We start from the raw sequence: 15,323 nt of genomic DNA, 5'->3' as shown, positions 1-15,323 counted from the left end.
GCTACAAGGCCAGGACGAACCTCACTGCAACGCGCGGGTATCCTCACCGTGATGGACGATGCCAACCAGATCGAAGTGCCGCCTTCCTTTGTGGCCCTGTTCACCACGGGTGCGGGCACGCGGCTGACGCACCCCATGGGCGCGGTGCGCGAGCGCTATGAGCTGTGCGAGGACCTTGCGCAGGCGCTCACCGAGCAGGCCTCGGCCGCGCTGTCCGCATCGGGGGGCGATGAACAAGCGGTGCTGGAGAAGATCCAGCGGGCGCTCCAGGCAGAGGGCTCTGCCGTTTCTCCGGTGGAGGCGAGCTGGGTGGGGAGGCGCCTGGCCGAGCTGCTGGGGTGGGAGGCTCCTGGACGGGACTGAAGCCAGGCGTTTACCGTGCCATCGCGGAGGAGGCGTACGCCGACACAGCGGGCTGACGCGAGGCTCGCTGCGTAAGCGGCGGCTGTCGCGGCGACCACGGCCGCGTCGCTGCCGCGCCAGTCCATAATCGATCGGCGGCCTCCGGGGGGTCGCTTCCGTCTACCGACGACGGAGCGTAAGACTTTCAATTCTCATCGAGCAAGCTGGCGTAAGGTGGAGTGACGATGTCGATCGAGCAGGTGCAGGTACTGGCGGTCCCGACCGTGACCAGGCTGGGTCCCGAGACGGTGGGCTCCGTCCTGGTCGGCGGCTCGCATGCGGCGATATTCACGACCTACCTCACGCTCAAGGCCGGTGCCCGCGCTGCCATCCAGCACGACGCGGCATTCGGCCGTGACCGGGCGGGGATCGCCGGCCTGGCCTGGGCCGAGCAGTTCGGGTTCGCGATGGCCGCGGTAGACGCCCGTACCGCCCGCATCGGGGACGGTGCCGACATGCTGGAGCGCGGGACGATCAGCGCCGTCAACCGGCACGCGGCCGCCTACAAGGTGGAGCCCGGCATGTCCTGCGGCGAGGCAGCCGACCTGCTGCGGGCGGCCGCGGAACCGAGCACCCGTCCCGCCTCCATGCTGGAGACCAGGTCCGAGGCCACCGTGCCGGGCACCAGCCGGGTGGTCGTGATGGTGGACTCGGTCGCGCTGGCGCGCGAGAGCGATGTGGGCGGCATCGTGTCGACCGGCTCACATGGCGGCACGCCGTCCGACGGCTACGCGGCAAAGGTGGGCATGCAGCTGGTGCTGTTCAACGACGCAGGCTTCGGCGCGGATGACGCCGGGATCGCCTCCCTGCCGATCCTCGAGCGCAAAGGGATTGCGGCCGCCACCGTGAGTGCCTTCACGGCACGCATCGGGGATGGCCGCTCCACCTACGCGGACGGCATCATCTCGGCCGCCAATGCCAGGGCCCTGGCACTGGGCGCAATTGTCGGCGCGGCCGCCAAGGACTTCGTTGCCGCCATGGCCCGAGGCTAGCGGTATCCCCTCCCGCTATCGACCCCGCAGGCGATGTGAGGCGGGGGCGCTTGTCGCAGAAACGCGCGCCACGTCCGCTTCCGGCCAAGAGCAGACGCCAGAATCCCTCCCATGCCCCGCCGCGCCGGCCATCACCACGTCTACGTCGTCGAGCTGTCATCCAAGGCCTGGGACGTGCCGCGCTTCCGCCAGGCCAACCCCGGCTACCGGGAGGGGATGCCGCTGGTCTACGTCGGCATGACGGGGCTGGACCCCGACCTGCGTTTCGACCGGCACAAGGCCGGCATCCAGGCGAACCGCTTCGCGCGCGATTTCGGCTTGCGCCTGCGGCCCGAGCTGTACGAGCGCTACAACCCCATGCCCTACGAGCAGGCCCGCGCGATGGAGGTCGAGTTGGGCATCCTGCTGCGCAAGCAGGGGTACGGCGTGTGGCAGGCGTGATCCGGGCCCGCCGGCCCTTGCCGGTGGCAGAATCCCCCCGGCAATGAACAACGGCTGGGCGCCCCTGTCGATCACGCTGGCGATCCAGTCCATGGTGGCGATGGCCTTGCTCGCGGTGCCCGCGATCGCGCCCCGGGTCGCCGGCGCCGCCGGCGTATCGCCCGCCTACATCGGCCTCTACATCGCGGTCGCGTACGCCGGCGCCATGGTGGCCAGCCTGGCGTCCGGCGCCGCGGTCGCGCGCTATGGCCCGATCCGGGTCAGCCAGCTGGGCCTGCTGCTCTGCGCCGTGGGCCTGGTCCTGTGCACGGTCCCGACCGTCCCGACACTCGCCCTCGGGGCCTTGCTGGTGGGCCTGGGCTACGGGCCCGTGACCCCGGCGAGCTCGCACCTGCTGGCCCGCACCACGCCGGCGCACCGCATGTCCCTGGTCTTTTCCGTCAAGCAGACCGGCGTGCCGCTGGGGGGCGCCCTGGCCGGCGCCATCGTGCCCGGCCTGCAGCTGCTGGCAGGCTGGCAGCCGGCCTTGTTGGCGGTGGCGGCCGCCAACCTGCTGTGTGCCTGGGTGGCCCAGCGGCTGCGCGCCGAGTTCGACGCCGACCGCGACCCGTCGCGTGCCCTGGGCCTGGGCAACTTCCTGGAGCCGGTCCGGCTGGTCCTGTCCGATCCGCGCCTGCGCATGCTGGCGGGCTGCTCCTTCATCTTCTCGATCGCGCAGCTCTCGCTCACCACCTACCTGGTGACCTACCTCACCGACAGCCTGGCCTACGGCCTGGTGGCCGCCGGCTTCGTGCTGTCGGTCTCCCAGATCGGCGCGGTGCTCGGGCGGGTGCTGTGGGGCTATGTGGCCGACCGCTGGATGGGAGCGCGCCGCATGCTGGCGGCCCTGGCCGCAGTCATGGCGATGGCGGCAGCGGCCACGTCCGCGCTGAGCCAGCCGGTGGCCGACCTGGTCGTGATCTCGGTGCTGTTCGTGTTCGGCGCCTCGGCCATCGGCTGGAACGGCGTCTACCTGGCCGAGGTCGCCCGGCAGGCGCCCGCCGGCAAGGCCGGCATGGCCACCGGCGGCACGCTGGCCATCACCTTCCTGGGCGTGGTGCTGGGCCCGCCGCTGTTCGGCGCCGTGTCCGGGCTGGCCGGCAGCTACCGGGCGGGTTTCGCCGCGCTGGCGGTGCCGCTCACGCTGTGCGCCCTGACGCTGGGGCTGCGCAGCGGAAAGCTGCGCTAGCTGATCGTTTCTCCCCCTCCCTCCGGCACCGCCCTGGCGGCGCTTGGAGGGTGGCAGCTGGAATGCCGGGTCAGCGCTCGGAGGTCGATCCGGGCCGTTCGCGCTTCAGTTCCGCGGCGCCGGCATGCGCGTGGAACTCGCGCTCCGTCATCACGTACACGGCCACGCGCGGATAGCTGCCCTTCATCTGGGCTTCGACAATGAACTGATCCGTGGACCCGGGCCGTGCACCCTTGACCCACCACCGTTGCCCGGTTCGATCCACGAAGCTCTCGCCAATCATTTGCGCCACTGGAAGCTGATCTTTGCTCATGCCCGGAAAGGTATTCAGCAACTGCGGATGAGGGTGTAGGGTTGCTTCCGGTCGAAAAGTAGGCGCATTCCTACATCACTCGAAATGCGAGGTCGAAGCCTGTGGCCGTGGGCTTGGCAACCGTCGCCGCCGACCGCCGGATCTGCCGCCGTCCTACACCCAACCTGCCCCTACAGGCTGAGAGTGATGCTATCGAAAGGAGAGCGTCATGTCCGATGACAGGAGCAAGTCCCAAGGCCAGGACCGCGAGCGCATCAACGTCCACCAGGACTATGAAGTGCAGGACTGGTCCCGCAGCCTGGGCGTCACACCCGAGAAGTTGAGGGAAGCCGTGGCGGCCGTCGGCGACCGGGCCGACAAGGTCCGCGAGTACCTGATCCAGGGCCAGGGGGCAGGCTACCAATGAATAAGGCAACCTGATCAGCACGGTCGGCCGCCCGGAACGGCTCGGCCAGGGTAACGGGCTAACGCTGACTCCCGCAGGGGTGCATCGGTGGCTAAGCTGGGCCCATGTCAGCTTCCATCAAGCCCATGCTCACGGCTGTCGCCTTCCAGATGGCGGCGGCGCTGGAGAGTTACCAGGCCGAGTTCGACGGCATGGTCCAGTCCTGGCATGACCCGGGACGCTACGCCGCCGTGAACCGCCGCCTGGAGGATATCCGCATGTACCGGGGCGCGCTGCCCCAGCTGTCCGTCGACGTGGTCGAAGTGCTGATCGCCCATGTGGAGCTGATGCATTCGCTGTGGGACGCCACGGTGCGGCCTTCGCGCGAGGCGATGGAGCGGGTGGAGCAGTTGCGCGGACAGCTGCACCGTCGGGTCGAGACCATGCGCGCCAAGTGCTTGCGCCTGTGCGGGCCGGCCTGATGGTCCGGCGCTGTCTCCACCGGACCTGCACGCGCAGCCCTGGATCTCACTGCAGCTTGGCGTCGCCGAACGGCTGGTCGTCCGGCGGCGCCTCGCTGCCCACCCGGAAGCTTTCGCTGGCCCAGGCGCCCAGGTCCAGTGCCTTGCAGCGTTCGCAGCAGAAGGGCCGGTACGGATTGGACGGCGCGTACACGCTCTCGCCGCCGCAGCCGGGGCAGGGCACGAGGCGGGGCTTGGGATCGGGTGCTTTGGCGGGCACGGGCGGCCTCAGGAACACAGGGTAAGTTCGAACGCAGCGTTCTCGCTGCTGGGTTGCATGCGGTCGGCGGATTCCTGCCGCATCAGTCGTACCGACACCATCAGGCGATTGCCGCTGATTTCCGGCACCAGGCCGAGTTGCGGGTCGATGCGCAGGCGCAGCAGCTGGAACGTACGGCCCTGCGGCAGCATCTGCTGCAGCTGGCCGTGGGGCGCCATGACCTTCTGCGGCGCTCCCGAGTCGCGCAGCAGCTTCAGCAGCAGATGCACCGATTCGGCCAGCAAGGACAGTGTCGATGCCCAGCGCTTGAGGTCGGTCTGCCGGCGTTCCGCGTCCAGGTGCTGCCATGCGTAGTAGCCCGGCAGGTCGAATTCGCAGGTGCCGCCCGGGATGCCGACGCGGCTGCGGATGCTCATGAGCCACTCGTTTTCCGTGAGCGACTGGCCAGCCTTGCCCGGCTGGCTGTTGAGCGCGCTGAAGCATCGGTCCAGCTGTGCCACCACCTCGTCCAGCACCGATTCGGCGATGGCCGGGTTGCCGCGATAACCGTTGAGCGCAGACTTCTGCTTCTCCAGGTCCTTCATCACGTCGGACTTGAGGTCGGCGCGTGCCGCCACGTCCATCACTTCGAAGAGGGTGGCCAGCGCGTAGTGGTGATCGATCGGGTGTTCACGCGGAACCAAGTGGCCGAGCCGGCGGAACAGGTGCTCGAGGCGGAGGTAGGTGCGGATGCGCTCGTTGAACGGGTACTCGTAGAGGATCACGGCGCGCCATCATAGCCCGAAGGTGCGCGCGACCTCCTCGACCTCGGCCTGCAACTGCGGCAGCTGCAACCCCTCGTTGCAAATCACGATGTCGGCCGCCGCGAGGCGCAGGGCGCGCGGCGCCTGCGCGGCGATGATGGCACGCACCTCGTCGGGCTGCAGCCCGCTGCGGGCCGTCACCCGCTGTACCTGGGTCTCGGCGCGGCAGTCGACCACCAGCACGCGATGGACACGGCTGCGCCAGCGTCCGGACTCCACCAGCAGGGGGATGTCGAACACCAGGCAGCGCGCGCCGCTGCTTTCGGCAGCCAGGGCCTGGCGTTCGCTCTCCTGCCCGACCAGCGGATGGATGATCTCCTCGAGCTGCTTGCGCGCGGCCGGGTGGGCGTAGGCGTGCTCACGCATGCGCGCCCGGTCCATGCCGCCGTCGCCAGCGATGAACGGCGGGCCGAAGCGCTGCCGGATCAGGGGGATGGCCGCGCCGCCGGGGGCGGTGACGCCGCGCGAGATCGCGTCGGCGTCGATGCTGGCGGCGCCCAGGCCCGCCAGCATCTGCAGCACCGTGCTCTTGCCGCTGCCGATGCCGCCCGTCAGGCCGATGCGCAGCATGGCCGGTGCGGGGTCACAGGCCGATGGCCTGCAGGATGGCGGCCGGGCCGAACACCATGGCCGTGAGGCCGGCGCCTGCCAGGAACGGGCCGAAAGGCACGTAGCCGCCTTCGCGCAGTCCGCTGGAGAGCTTGAGCGCGATGCCCACCACAGCGCCGATGACCGAGGCCATCAGGATCATGGGCACCAGCGCCTGCCAGCCGAACCAGGCGCCCAACGCGGCGAACAGCTTGAAATCGCCGAAGCCCATGCCTTCCTTGCCGGTCAGCAGCTTGAAGCCCTGGTACACCAGCCACAACGACAGGTAGCCGCCTACCGCGCCCCACAGCGCGTCGATGAGCGGCACGCCGCTCCAGCGCAGTGCCGCGGCAATCAGTCCGGCCCACAGCAGCGGCAAGGTGAGGTCGTCGGGCAGCAAGGTGGTGTCCCAGTCGATCAGCGCCAGCGCGAGCAAGGCGGCGGCGAAGCCGCTCCAGGCCAGGCCGCTGGCCGTCGCGCCCCAGCGCCACACGGCATAGCCGAACAGCGCCGCGGTCGCGAGTTCCACCAAGGGGTAGCGCAGGCTGATGGGCGCCCGGCAGGCCGAGCATTTGCCGCGCAGCGCCAGCCAGCTCAGGACCGGGATGTTCTCCCACCAGCGGATCGCATGGCCGCAGTGGGGACAACGCGAGCGCGGACGCATGAGATCCAAAGGCTCGGTGGCGGACACCGGCTGGCCGTTGAGCTCGGCGCATTCGGCCGCCCACTGGCGTTCCATTATCCTGGGCAGCCGGTGGATCACCACGTTGAGGAAGCTGCCGACGAGCAGGCCCAGCAGAGCCGCGAGCCCGGCATCGATGCCCGGGGACACCAGCATCAGACCACCTGGCCCAGCTTGAAGATCGGCAGGTACATGGCGACCACGATGCCGCCGATCAGGCCACCGAGGAAGACGATGATCATGGGCTCCATCAGGCTGGACAGGCCGGCCACCATGTCGTCGACCTCGGCCTCGTAGAAGTCGGCTGCCTTGCCCAGCATGTGGTCGATCGAGCCGGACTCCTCGCCGATGGCGGTCATCTGCAGCACCATGCTGGGGAAGACGTTGGCGTTGGTCATGGCCGCCGTCAGGCTGGTGCCGGTGGAGACCTCCTGCTGGATCTTCTCGGTGGCCAGCTGGTAGACCGAGTTGCCCGAGGCTCCGCCCACCGAGTCGAGGGCCTCCACCAATGGCACGCCGGCCGCGAACATCGTCGCCAGGGTGCGGGTCCAGCGGGCGATGACCGACTTGTAGACCAAGTCGCCAAACACCGGCACCTTGAGCATCAGCCGGTCCATGAACATCTGGACCTTCTCGCTGCGCTTCCAGGCCTGCATGAAGAAATAGAGGCTGCCGCCGATGCCGCCGAAGATCAGCCACCACCACTTGACGAAGATCTCGCTCATGGCGATGACGAACAGGGTGGGCGCCGGCAGGTCCGCGCCGAAAGAACTGAACACCTCCTTGAACGCCGGGATCACGAAGATCATGATGACCGCCACCACGACGAAGGCCACCACCACCACGGAGATGGGGTACATCAGCGCCGACTTGATTTTGGACTTGATGGCCTCGGTCTTCTCCATGTAGACCGCCAGTCGGTCCAGCAGCGCCTCCAGGATACCGGCCGCCTCGCCGGCCTCGACCAGGTTGCAGTACAGGTTGTCGAAGTACAGCGGGAACTTGCGGAAGGCGGCGGACAGCGAAGTGCCGGTCTCCACGTCGGTGCGGATGTCGTTGAGCAGCTTGGTGACGCTGGCGTTGGCGTTGCCGCGGCCCACGATGTCGAAGGACTGCAGCAGCGGCACGCCCGCCTTCATCATGGTGGCCAGCTGGCGCGTGAAGATGGCGATGTCCTTGGGCTTGATCTTCTGGCCCGAGCGCATCTTGCGCTTCCTGATCTTGAGCGGAGTGACGCCCTGGCGGCGCAGCGACGCCTGGACCTGGTTCTCGCCGGCGGCCCGCGTCTCGCCGCGGACCTGCTTGCCGTTGCGGTCGCGGCCCTCCCACTCGAAGACGAACTCGGTGATCTTGGTTGCGGTAGCCGTCGCCATGTCGGGATACTCCTGTCAGCGTCCTGCTTGTCGTTGTTTATGCGTTGGTGCAGCCGAGCACTTCTTCCAGCGAGGTGACGCCCAGCTTGACCTTGTGCAGCCCGGACTGGCGCAGGCTCCGGACGCCTTCGCTCTCGGCCTGCTGCGCGATCTCGAGCGAGCTGCCGTCGCGCAGGATGATGCGCTGGATCTCTTCGCTGATGGGCATCACCTGGTAGATGCCGACCCGCCCCTTGTAGCCGTTGTTGCACGCCGAGCAGCCCACCGGGCGGTAGGGCGTCCAGGTGCCGTCGACTTCCTCTTCCTTGTAGCCGGCGTCCAGCAGGGTCTCGTGCGGGATGTCCGCCGGCGCCTTGCAGCTGGCACAGAGGCGGCGCGCCAGGCGCTGCGCCGTGATCAGGATGACGCTGGAGGCGATGTTGAACGGCGCGATGCCCATGTTGCGCATCCGCGTGAGCGTGGTGGGCGCGTCGTTGGTGTGCAGCGTGGACAGCACCAGGTGGCCGGTCTGCGCCGCCTTGATGGCGATGTCGGCCGTCTCCAGGTCGCGGATCTCGCCCACCATGATGACGTCGGGGTCCTGGCGCAGGAAGGACTTGAGCGCGGCGGCGAAGGTCAGGCCCGCCTTCTCGTTGACGTTTACCTGGTTCACGCCCGGCATGTTGATTTCGGACGGGTCCTCGGCCGTGGAGATGTTGACGCCGGGCTTGTTCAGCAGGTTCAGGCAGGTGTAGAGCGACACCGTCTTGCCCGAGCCGGTGGGGCCGGTGACCAGCACCATGCCGTACGGGCGCTGCACGGCCTCGAGCAGCCGCTCCTTCTCCTGAGGCTCGTAGCCCAGCGCCTCGATGCCCAGCCTGGCGCTGCTCGGGTCCAGGATACGGATCACGATCTTCTCGCCGAACAGCGTGGGCAGCGTGCTGACGCGGAAGTCGATCACCCGGTCGGGTCCGACCTTGAGCTTCATCCGCCCGTCCTGCGGCACCCGCTTCTCGGAGATGTCCATGCGCGAGATGACCTTGATGCGCGAGGCCAGCTTGTCCTTGATGGCCACCGGGGGCGAGGAAATCTCGCGCAGCTCGCCGTCTACCCGGAAGCGCACGCGGTAGTTGTGCTCGTACGGCTCGAAGTGCAGGTCCGAGGCCCGCATGGTGAACGCGTCTAGCAGCATCTTGTGCAGGAACTTGACGACCGGGGCGTCCTCGACCTCGGCGGCGCCCGCCTTCTCCTCGTCGTCGGCGGCGCTGCTTTCCATCGACGATTCGTCGAAGTCGAAGTCGTCACCGACGATGCTCTCCATCGTTTCGCTGGCGGTGGTGGCGTTGGCCTCCACCATCTTGGTGAGCTTGTCGTACTCGGCGATGACCCAGTCCACGCCCATCTGCGTGGCGAACTTGATCTTCTCGGCCGCCTGCTGGTCCGACGGGTCGGCGGTGGCGACGATGAGCCGGTTGTTGCGCTTGCTCAGCACCACCACCCGGAAGGCCTGGCAGGTCTTGCTGTCCAGCAGGTTGCGGGGCAGGCGCTTGATGTCGATGGCGTCCAGGTCCAGCATCGGCGCGCCGAAAGCCGCCGACATGGTGTGGGCCAGGTCGAAGGGGGAGACAGCGCCGGAGCCGGTGAGCTCGGCGGTGAAGCTGCTGCGGTTGGCCTGCGCCTTGCGCCACAGGTCCTCGGCCGATTTCTGGCTGAGCTTGCGGGCCGAGACCAGCGCACGTGCGATGCCGGGCAGGGCCACGGAAGCGGCTTCGGGGGCGACGGGATCGACGGCGGCCATGGGCAAACTCAGGGCGCCGGATGCGGCGCTCGGCGATTTGTAAACAAGTGGCCCATCATCGCCGAAAGGCTGAGCACTTGTAAATCTGCGCGGCTGTAATGGCCGGCCCGCAGTTGGTTAGAACCGACGCGATGCCGAAAACTGGTCGGGGTGAGAGGATTCGAACCTCCGGCCTCTACGTCCCGAACGTAGCGCTCTACCAGGCTAAGCTACACCCCGATGGTCTTGGTGCGACGGGCGACCCATGGTCAAACGACCATCAGTGCCGTCGTTCAAGCAGTGAAGACGCCAATTGTAGCAAACCCGCCGTGTGCTCATTGCGGGGCAGCAGATCGCAGCAGGCGATCGCGCGGCGCGCCTCGGCCGCCGCCGCCTCGCGCGTGACCTCCAGGGCACCGGTCTGGCGCACGATGTCGACGATGGCGTCGAGTTCGTCGGCAGCCCCTTGCTCGATGGCATGCCGGACCAGCTCGCGCTGCGGGGCCGAGCCCCGCTGCATGGCCGCGATCAGCGGCAGGGTGGCCTTGCCTTCGCGCAGGTCGTCCCCGAGGTTCTTGCCCATCTCCTGGGTATTGCCGTCGTAGTCCAGCAGATCGTCGATCACCTGGAAGGCCGTGCCGAGCGCCTGGCCGTACTCGGCGCAGGCCTGTTCCACCGGCGACGCGCTGCCGGAGAGCACGGCGCCCAGGCGGCTGCTGGCCTCGAACAGCTTGGCGGTCTTGGAGCGAATGACGCGCAGGTAGCCGGCCTCGTCCAGCGAGGCGTCATGCGTGTTCATCAACTGCAGCACCTCGCCCTCGGCGATGACGTTGGTGGCCTCCGCCAGGATCTCCATCACCCGCATGTCATTGGCTTGGAGCATCATCTGGAAGGCGCGCGAGTAGAGGAAGTCGCCCACCAGCACGCTGGCCGGGTTGCCGAAGCTCTGGTTGGCCGTGGCGCGGCCGCGGCGCAACGTGGACTCGTCCACCACGTCGTCGTGCAGCAGCGTGGCGGTGTGGATGAACTCGACCACGGCGGCCAGGTTGAAGCGCTGGGGTCCGCGGTAGCCCAGGGCGCCGCACACCAGCAGCAGCAGGGCCGGGCGCAGCCGCTTGCCGCCGGCGGAGATGAGGTAGCGCGACACCTCGCCGACCAGCGGAACACCCGAATCCAGGCGCTGCGCGATGACGGCATCGACCTCGCGCATGTCATCGGCGATGAGAGCAAGTGCGGAGGTGGTGCTGGCGGCGGAGTCGGTCAAGGCGGGCAGGGGGAGTGGCCCACGATTATAGGGAGGGGGCCCTGCGCGGCGGGCCGCTCCATGACCCCGAAGGTGAGTAACCGCAAACTATGCTATAGTCTTGGGCTCTCCGGAAATCCGTCCGGGGAGATCTTAGAAGAGGCGCGGCGTGTTCTGAAAAGACACACGGGCGTGTCTCGCATTCTCAAGAGGTCCTCATGTACGCGGTCATAAAAACCGGCGGCAAGCAGTATCGCGTTGCCTCCGGCGAGAAAATCAAAGTAGAACAGATTGCTGCGGACGTAGGCCAGGAAATCGTGATCGACCAGGTGCTGGCCGTCGGCAACGGCAGCGAGCTCAAGGTTGGCACTCCCCTGGTGTCCGGTGCGACTGTCAAGGCCACCATCGTGGCGCACGGCAAGCACGACAAGGTGCGCATCTTCAAGATGCGCCGTCGCAAGCACTACCAGAAGCGCCAGGGCCATCGCCAGCAGTTCACCGAGCTGCAGATCGGCGCCATCGCTGGCTAAGGAGCAGGAACCATGGCACAGAAAAAAGGCGGCGGCTCTACGCGAAACGGGCGGGATTCCCAGCCCAAGATGCTCGGCGTGAAAGCCTTCGGCGGTGAACTCATCAGCGCCGGCTCCATCATCGTGCGCCAGCGCGGCACCAAGTTCCACCCCGGCACCAACGTCGGGCTGGGCAAGGACCACACGCTGTTCGCGCTGGTGGACGGCCATGTGAAGTTCGCCACCCGCGGCGCGCTGAACAAGCACACGGTGAGCGTCGAGCCGGCGGCCTGATCGCCAGGCTCGCGCCGCGAGAAGCCTGCGCTGCGCGCAGGCTTTTTTGTTTCCCTTCCTAAAATCGCTTCCCATGAAGTTCGTTGACGAAGCCTACATCGACGTCGCCGCCGGCGACGGGGGGAACGGCTGCGTCTCGTTCCGCCACGAGAAGTACAAGGAATTCGGCGGCCCGAACGGCGGCGACGGCGGCCGCGGCGGCCACGTCTACGCGGTGGCAGACCCCAGCCTCAACACCCTGGTCGACTACCGTTTCTCCCGCCGGCACGAGGCCAGGCGCGGCGAGCACGGCATGGGCTCGGACATGTTCGGCGCCGCCGGCGACGACATCACGCTCAAGATGCCGGTGGGCACCATCATCAGCGACGCCGAGACCGGCGAGGTGCTCTACGAGCTGCTGCAGCCGGGCGAGGTGATCACCATTGCCAAGGGCGGCGACGGCGGCTTCGGCAACATGCGCTTCAAGAGCTCGATCAACCGCGCGCCGCGGCAGAAGACGCCAGGCTGGCCGGGCGAGAAGAAGCACCTCAAGCTCGAGCTCAAGGTGCTGGCCGACGTGGGCCTGCTGGGCATGCCCAATGCCGGCAAGTCGACCCTGATCGCGGCCATCTCGAACGCGCGGCCCAAGATCGCCGACTATCCCTTCACCACGCTGCATCCCAACCTGGGCGTGGTGCGCGTCGGGCCGGAGCAGAGCTTCGTGGTCGCGGACGTGCCCGGCCTGATCGAGGGCGCTTCCGAAGGCGCGGGCCTGGGGCACCAGTTCCTGCGCCACCTGCAGCGCACCCGGCTGCTGCTGCACCTGGTGGACATCGCGCCGTTCGATGAAGGTGTCGACCCGGTGGCCCAGGCCAAGGCCATCGTGCAGGAGCTCAAGAAGTACGACAAGGCGCTGTACGACAAGCCGCGCTGGCTGGTGCTGAACAAGCTGGACATGGTCCCGGCGGACGAGCGCGAGGCGCGCGTCAAGGACTTCGTCAAGCGCTTCCGGTACAAGGGCCCGGTGTTCCAGATCTCCGCGCTCACGCGCGAGGGTTGCGAGGAGCTGATCAAGGCCGTCTACCAGCACCTCAAGGCCCGGCACGTGGCCGAGCAGCCGGCGCAGGTCGATCCGCGCTTTGCCGGCGAGCCCGGGGCGTGACGACCGCCGACATGAGCGAGAAACCGGCTTCCAGCCTGCCTTCCGGCGCGCAGCTGATGCGCGCGGCGCGCCGCATCGTGGTCAAGGTCGGCTCCAGCCTGGTGACCAACGACGGCCGGGGGCTGGACGAGCGGGCCATCGGCGAATGGTGCCGCCAACTCGCGGCACTGGCCGGCGAGGGGCGCGAGGTGATCATGGTCTCCAGCGGTGCCATCGCCGAAGGCATGAAGCGCCTGGGCTGGGCGACGCGGCCGCACCAGCTGCACGAACTGCAGGCCGCCGCCGCGGTGGGTCAGATGGGCCTGGCGCAGATGTACGAGAGCAAGCTGCGCCAGAACGGCATGGGGTCCGCCCAGGTGCTGCTCACCCATGCCGACCTGGCCGATCGCGAGCGCTACCTGAACGCGCGCACCACGCTGCTGACCCTGCTCGGGCTGCGCGTGCTGCCCGTCATCAACGAGAACGACACCGTCGTCAACGACGAGATCAAGTTCGGCGACAACGACACGCTGGGGGCCCTGGTCGCCAACCTGGTGGAGGCGGACGTGCTGGTGATCCTCACCGACCAGAAGGGCCTGTACACGGCGGATCCCCGCAAGGACCCCTCGGCCGCCTTCGTGCACGAGGCGCGCGCCGGGGATCCGGCGCTGGAGGCCATGGCCGGCGGCGCCGGCTCCAGCCTGGGCAAGGGCGGCATGATCACCAAGATCCTGGCCGCCAGGCGCGCGGCCGGCTCGGGCGCCTCCACGGTGATCGCCTGGGGACGCGAGCCCGATGCGCTGCTGCGACTGTTCGCCGGCGAGGCCATCGGCACCCTGCTGGTGGCGCCGACGCAGAAAAGCCAGGCGCGCAAGCGCTGGATGGCCGACCACCTGCAGTTGCGCGGCGCGGTCATGGTGGACGAGGGTGCCGCCGCCAAGCTGCGGCAGGAAGGCAAGAGCCTGCTGCCCATCGGCATGGTGGCGGTGGAAGGCGACTTCTCGCGCGGCGACGTGATCGCGGTGCGCGACCCTTCGGGTGCCGAGGTGGCGCGGGGACTGGCCAATTACGCCAGCGCCGAGGCGCGCCTGTTGTGCCGCAAGCCGTCCGCCGACATCGAGCGGCTGCTCGGCTACGTGGCCGAGCCCGAGATGATCCACCGCACCAACCTGGTGGTCACCCGCTGACGGAGCGCGCTCAGCGCAGCTCGCCGCGAAAGCGCCGGTCGGGCGATGCCCCCAGGTCACGAACGATCTGCTCCGGCGGTCCGTTGGCCGCATGGCCCTGGCACACGCCGCCGCGGGCGATCAGCAGGCTGTGGCGCGAGGCGTTGCCATGCAGCGGCTGCCAGGCGGGTTCGCGCACCGGGGACCAGCCGCTGTCCGGGTTGTGGCGCGCGTAGACCTTCACTTCCGCCGTGCCGCAGCGCACGCCTTCGTAGATGGCATTGACGGCGCCGCTGGCGCTGGTGGCCACCACCACGTAGCGCACGATGCCGTCCGGCCCGACGCTGACGGAGGCAGGGTCGATGCCGTAGCGCAGGCTGGCGCGCGGCACGTCCACGGGGATCAACCGATCCAGCTGCAGCGCCGGCGGCGTCGGCGCCTCGCTCTCCTGGGATTGCGGCTTCGCGGGCGTCGGCTGCGCGCCCACGCCTGCAGCGGCTAGCGCCAGCAGCAGGCCCGCCCACTCACGGCGCATGGCGGCCTCTCTGCGGCCGCGGCGCGGTGGCGGTCTGCGGATCGGGCTCGAAGCTGCCTCCCGGCGGTAACTCGAACGGCGCGGCGGGAAGCTGCGGTTCGGCACCCGCCTCGTGCGGCGGCTCGTTGCCGGCGCCGCCTTCGCGATGGCGCATGCCGCCGCGCAGGAAGCGGTTGCGGTGATCGCTGCGCGGGAGAAAGCGGGCCAGCTCGGTCAGCGCCATCTCGTAGACGCCGCGCTTGAATTCGACCACCACGTCCAGCGGCACCCAATAGTCGTTCCAGCGCCAGGCGTCGAACTCCGGATGGTTGGTAGCGCGCAGGTTCAGGTTCCAGTCCTGCCCCACCAGCTGCAGCAGGTACCAGATCTGCTTCTGGCCCTTGTAGTGGCCGCGCGCGTCGCGGCGGATGTAGCGGTCCGGCACCTCGTAGCGCAACCAGTCGCGGGTGCGGGCGATGATGCGCACATGCTCCGGCTTGAGGCCGACCTCCTCGTGCAGTTCCCGGTACATCGCCTGCTCCGGCGTCTCGCCGCGATCGATGCCTCCCTGAGGAAACTGCCAGCTGTGGGTGCGTATGCGCTTGCCCCAGAACACCTGGTTCTTCTGGTTCAGCAGGATGATGCCGACGTTGGGCCTGAAGCCGTCCCGGTCAAGCATAATCAAACCCCAATTCTTAAACTGAGTTCATTATGCACGCCGGTCCGGGGGCGGCAAGCGGCTCAGTCTCCGCCCGGCGGCTCGCGTTCCGAGA

At 68.4% G+C, this 15,323-nt stretch carries 20 protein-coding genes and 1 tRNA gene; 10 read left to right on the top strand and 11 right to left on the bottom strand.

The window, feature by feature from the left end:
• Nucleotides 1-51: 51 nt before the first annotated feature.
• The 4 genes from RTA_RS14975 (at nucleotide 52) to RTA_RS14960 (ending at nucleotide 3,063) form a co-directional block, all read left to right on the top strand.
• Complete coding sequence (locus RTA_RS14975; RefSeq protein ID WP_013902260.1) at nucleotides 52-363, top strand: hypothetical protein; 312 nt, start codon at nucleotides 52-54, stop codon at nucleotides 361-363.
• 224 nt (nucleotides 364-587) lie between these two features.
• Nucleotides 588-1,394: a hypothetical protein gene (locus RTA_RS14970; protein WP_013902259.1), complete on the top strand. Its 807-nt coding sequence runs from the start codon at nucleotides 588-590 to the stop codon at nucleotides 1,392-1,394.
• A gap of 111 nt (nucleotides 1,395-1,505) precedes the next feature.
• Complete coding sequence (locus RTA_RS14965; RefSeq protein WP_041675630.1) at nucleotides 1,506-1,835, top strand: hypothetical protein; 330 nt, start codon at nucleotides 1,506-1,508, stop codon at nucleotides 1,833-1,835.
• A 43-nt stretch (nucleotides 1,836-1,878) separates the two neighbouring features.
• Entirely contained in the window at nucleotides 1,879-3,063 is a 1,185-nt protein-coding gene (locus RTA_RS14960; protein WP_013902257.1) for an MFS transporter, read from the top strand.
• 70 nt (nucleotides 3,064-3,133) lie between these two features.
• Here the strand turns inward: RTA_RS14960 and RTA_RS20795 are convergent, their stop codons facing one another.
• Entirely contained in the window at nucleotides 3,134-3,376 is a 243-nt protein-coding gene (locus RTA_RS20795) for a hypothetical protein (RefSeq protein ID WP_143762984.1), read from the bottom strand.
• Between the two features lie 208 nt (nucleotides 3,377-3,584).
• Between RTA_RS20795 and RTA_RS14955 the strand changes: the two genes are divergently transcribed.
• Both RTA_RS14955 and RTA_RS14950 read left to right on the top strand, forming a co-directional pair.
• Nucleotides 3,585-3,782, top strand: coding sequence for a DUF3606 domain-containing protein (locus RTA_RS14955; RefSeq protein WP_013902255.1), 198 nt, complete (start codon nucleotides 3,585-3,587; stop codon nucleotides 3,780-3,782).
• A gap of 104 nt (nucleotides 3,783-3,886) precedes the next feature.
• Nucleotides 3,887-4,243, top strand: a complete 357-nt coding sequence (locus RTA_RS14950; protein WP_013902254.1) for a hypothetical protein — start codon at nucleotides 3,887-3,889, stop codon at nucleotides 4,241-4,243.
• Nucleotides 4,244-4,289: 46 nt separating this feature from the next.
• Here the strand turns inward: RTA_RS14950 and RTA_RS14945 are convergent, their stop codons facing one another.
• The 8 genes from RTA_RS14945 to RTA_RS14910 form a co-directional block, all read right to left on the bottom strand.
• Nucleotides 4,290-4,502 (bottom strand): DNA gyrase inhibitor YacG, encoded by a 213-nt coding sequence (locus RTA_RS14945; RefSeq protein ID WP_041675629.1) that lies wholly within the window; start codon nucleotides 4,500-4,502, stop codon nucleotides 4,290-4,292.
• Between the two features lie 8 nt (nucleotides 4,503-4,510).
• Complete coding sequence (gene zapD, locus RTA_RS14940; protein ID WP_013902252.1) at nucleotides 4,511-5,266, bottom strand: cell division protein ZapD; 756 nt, start codon at nucleotides 5,264-5,266, stop codon at nucleotides 4,511-4,513.
• A gap of 9 nt (nucleotides 5,267-5,275) precedes the next feature.
• The gene (gene coaE / locus RTA_RS14935) at nucleotides 5,276-5,875 is read right to left on the bottom strand and encodes a dephospho-CoA kinase (RefSeq protein ID WP_013902251.1); all 600 of its coding nucleotides are present in this window, start codon (nucleotides 5,873-5,875) and stop codon (nucleotides 5,276-5,278) included.
• Between the two features lie 13 nt (nucleotides 5,876-5,888).
• On the bottom strand, nucleotides 5,889-6,731 hold the full coding sequence (locus RTA_RS14930) for a prepilin peptidase (RefSeq protein WP_013902250.1): 843 nt from the start codon (nucleotides 6,729-6,731) through the stop codon (nucleotides 5,889-5,891).
• On the bottom strand, nucleotides 6,731-7,948 hold the full coding sequence (locus RTA_RS14925) for a type II secretion system F family protein (protein ID WP_013902249.1): 1,218 nt from the start codon (nucleotides 7,946-7,948) through the stop codon (nucleotides 6,731-6,733). The genes RTA_RS14930 and RTA_RS14925 overlap by 1 nt, the downstream gene beginning before the upstream one ends.
• 37 nt (nucleotides 7,949-7,985) lie before the next feature.
• Nucleotides 7,986-9,725, bottom strand: a complete 1,740-nt coding sequence (gene pilB, locus RTA_RS14920; protein WP_041675628.1) for a type IV-A pilus assembly ATPase PilB — start codon at nucleotides 9,723-9,725, stop codon at nucleotides 7,986-7,988.
• Nucleotides 9,726-9,867: 142 nt separating this feature from the next.
• Nucleotides 9,868-9,944 (bottom strand) — tRNA-Pro (locus RTA_RS14915).
• 40 nt (nucleotides 9,945-9,984) lie between these two features.
• Nucleotides 9,985-10,914: a polyprenyl synthetase family protein gene (locus RTA_RS14910; protein ID WP_049871302.1), complete on the bottom strand. Its 930-nt coding sequence runs from the start codon at nucleotides 10,912-10,914 to the stop codon at nucleotides 9,985-9,987.
• Nucleotides 10,915-11,165: 251 nt separating this feature from the next.
• On the opposite strand from RTA_RS14910, the gene rplU reads away from it, so the two are divergent.
• The 4 genes from rplU (at nucleotide 11,166) to proB (ending at nucleotide 14,057) form a co-directional block, all read left to right on the top strand.
• Nucleotides 11,166-11,477: a 50S ribosomal protein L21 gene (gene rplU / locus RTA_RS14905; protein WP_013902246.1), complete on the top strand. Its 312-nt coding sequence runs from the start codon at nucleotides 11,166-11,168 to the stop codon at nucleotides 11,475-11,477.
• A gap of 12 nt (nucleotides 11,478-11,489) precedes the next feature.
• The gene (gene rpmA, locus RTA_RS14900) at nucleotides 11,490-11,750 is read left to right on the top strand and encodes a 50S ribosomal protein L27 (RefSeq protein ID WP_013902245.1); all 261 of its coding nucleotides are present in this window, start codon (nucleotides 11,490-11,492) and stop codon (nucleotides 11,748-11,750) included.
• 73 nt (nucleotides 11,751-11,823) lie between these two features.
• A complete protein-coding gene (gene cgtA, locus RTA_RS14895) occupies nucleotides 11,824-12,891 on the top strand; it encodes an Obg family GTPase CgtA (protein WP_041675627.1) in 1,068 nt (355 codons plus the stop codon).
• A 56-nt stretch (nucleotides 12,892-12,947) separates the two neighbouring features.
• Entirely contained in the window at nucleotides 12,948-14,057 is a 1,110-nt protein-coding gene (proB, locus tag RTA_RS14890) for a glutamate 5-kinase (protein ID WP_041676472.1), read from the top strand.
• A 10-nt stretch (nucleotides 14,058-14,067) separates the two neighbouring features.
• On the opposite strand, the gene RTA_RS14885 is transcribed toward proB, so the two are convergent.
• Together RTA_RS14885 and RTA_RS14880 are read right to left on the bottom strand one after the other, a co-directional pair.
• Nucleotides 14,068-14,571 (bottom strand): CNP1-like family protein, encoded by a 504-nt coding sequence (locus RTA_RS14885; protein ID WP_013902242.1) that lies wholly within the window; start codon nucleotides 14,569-14,571, stop codon nucleotides 14,068-14,070.
• Nucleotides 14,561-15,229, bottom strand: coding sequence for an RNA pyrophosphohydrolase (locus RTA_RS14880; RefSeq protein ID WP_013902241.1), 669 nt, complete (start codon nucleotides 15,227-15,229; stop codon nucleotides 14,561-14,563). The genes RTA_RS14885 and RTA_RS14880 overlap by 11 nt, the downstream gene beginning before the upstream one ends.
• Between the last annotated feature and the right edge of the window lie 94 nt (nucleotides 15,230-15,323).

The sequence above is a fragment of the Ramlibacter tataouinensis TTB310 genome, from assembly GCF_000215705.1.
Taxonomy (GTDB): domain Bacteria; phylum Pseudomonadota; class Gammaproteobacteria; order Burkholderiales; family Burkholderiaceae_C; genus Ramlibacter; species Ramlibacter tataouinensis.
The sequence above is the reverse complement of the archived record's forward strand: the minus strand, read 5'-3'. Positions and strand labels throughout refer to the sequence as shown.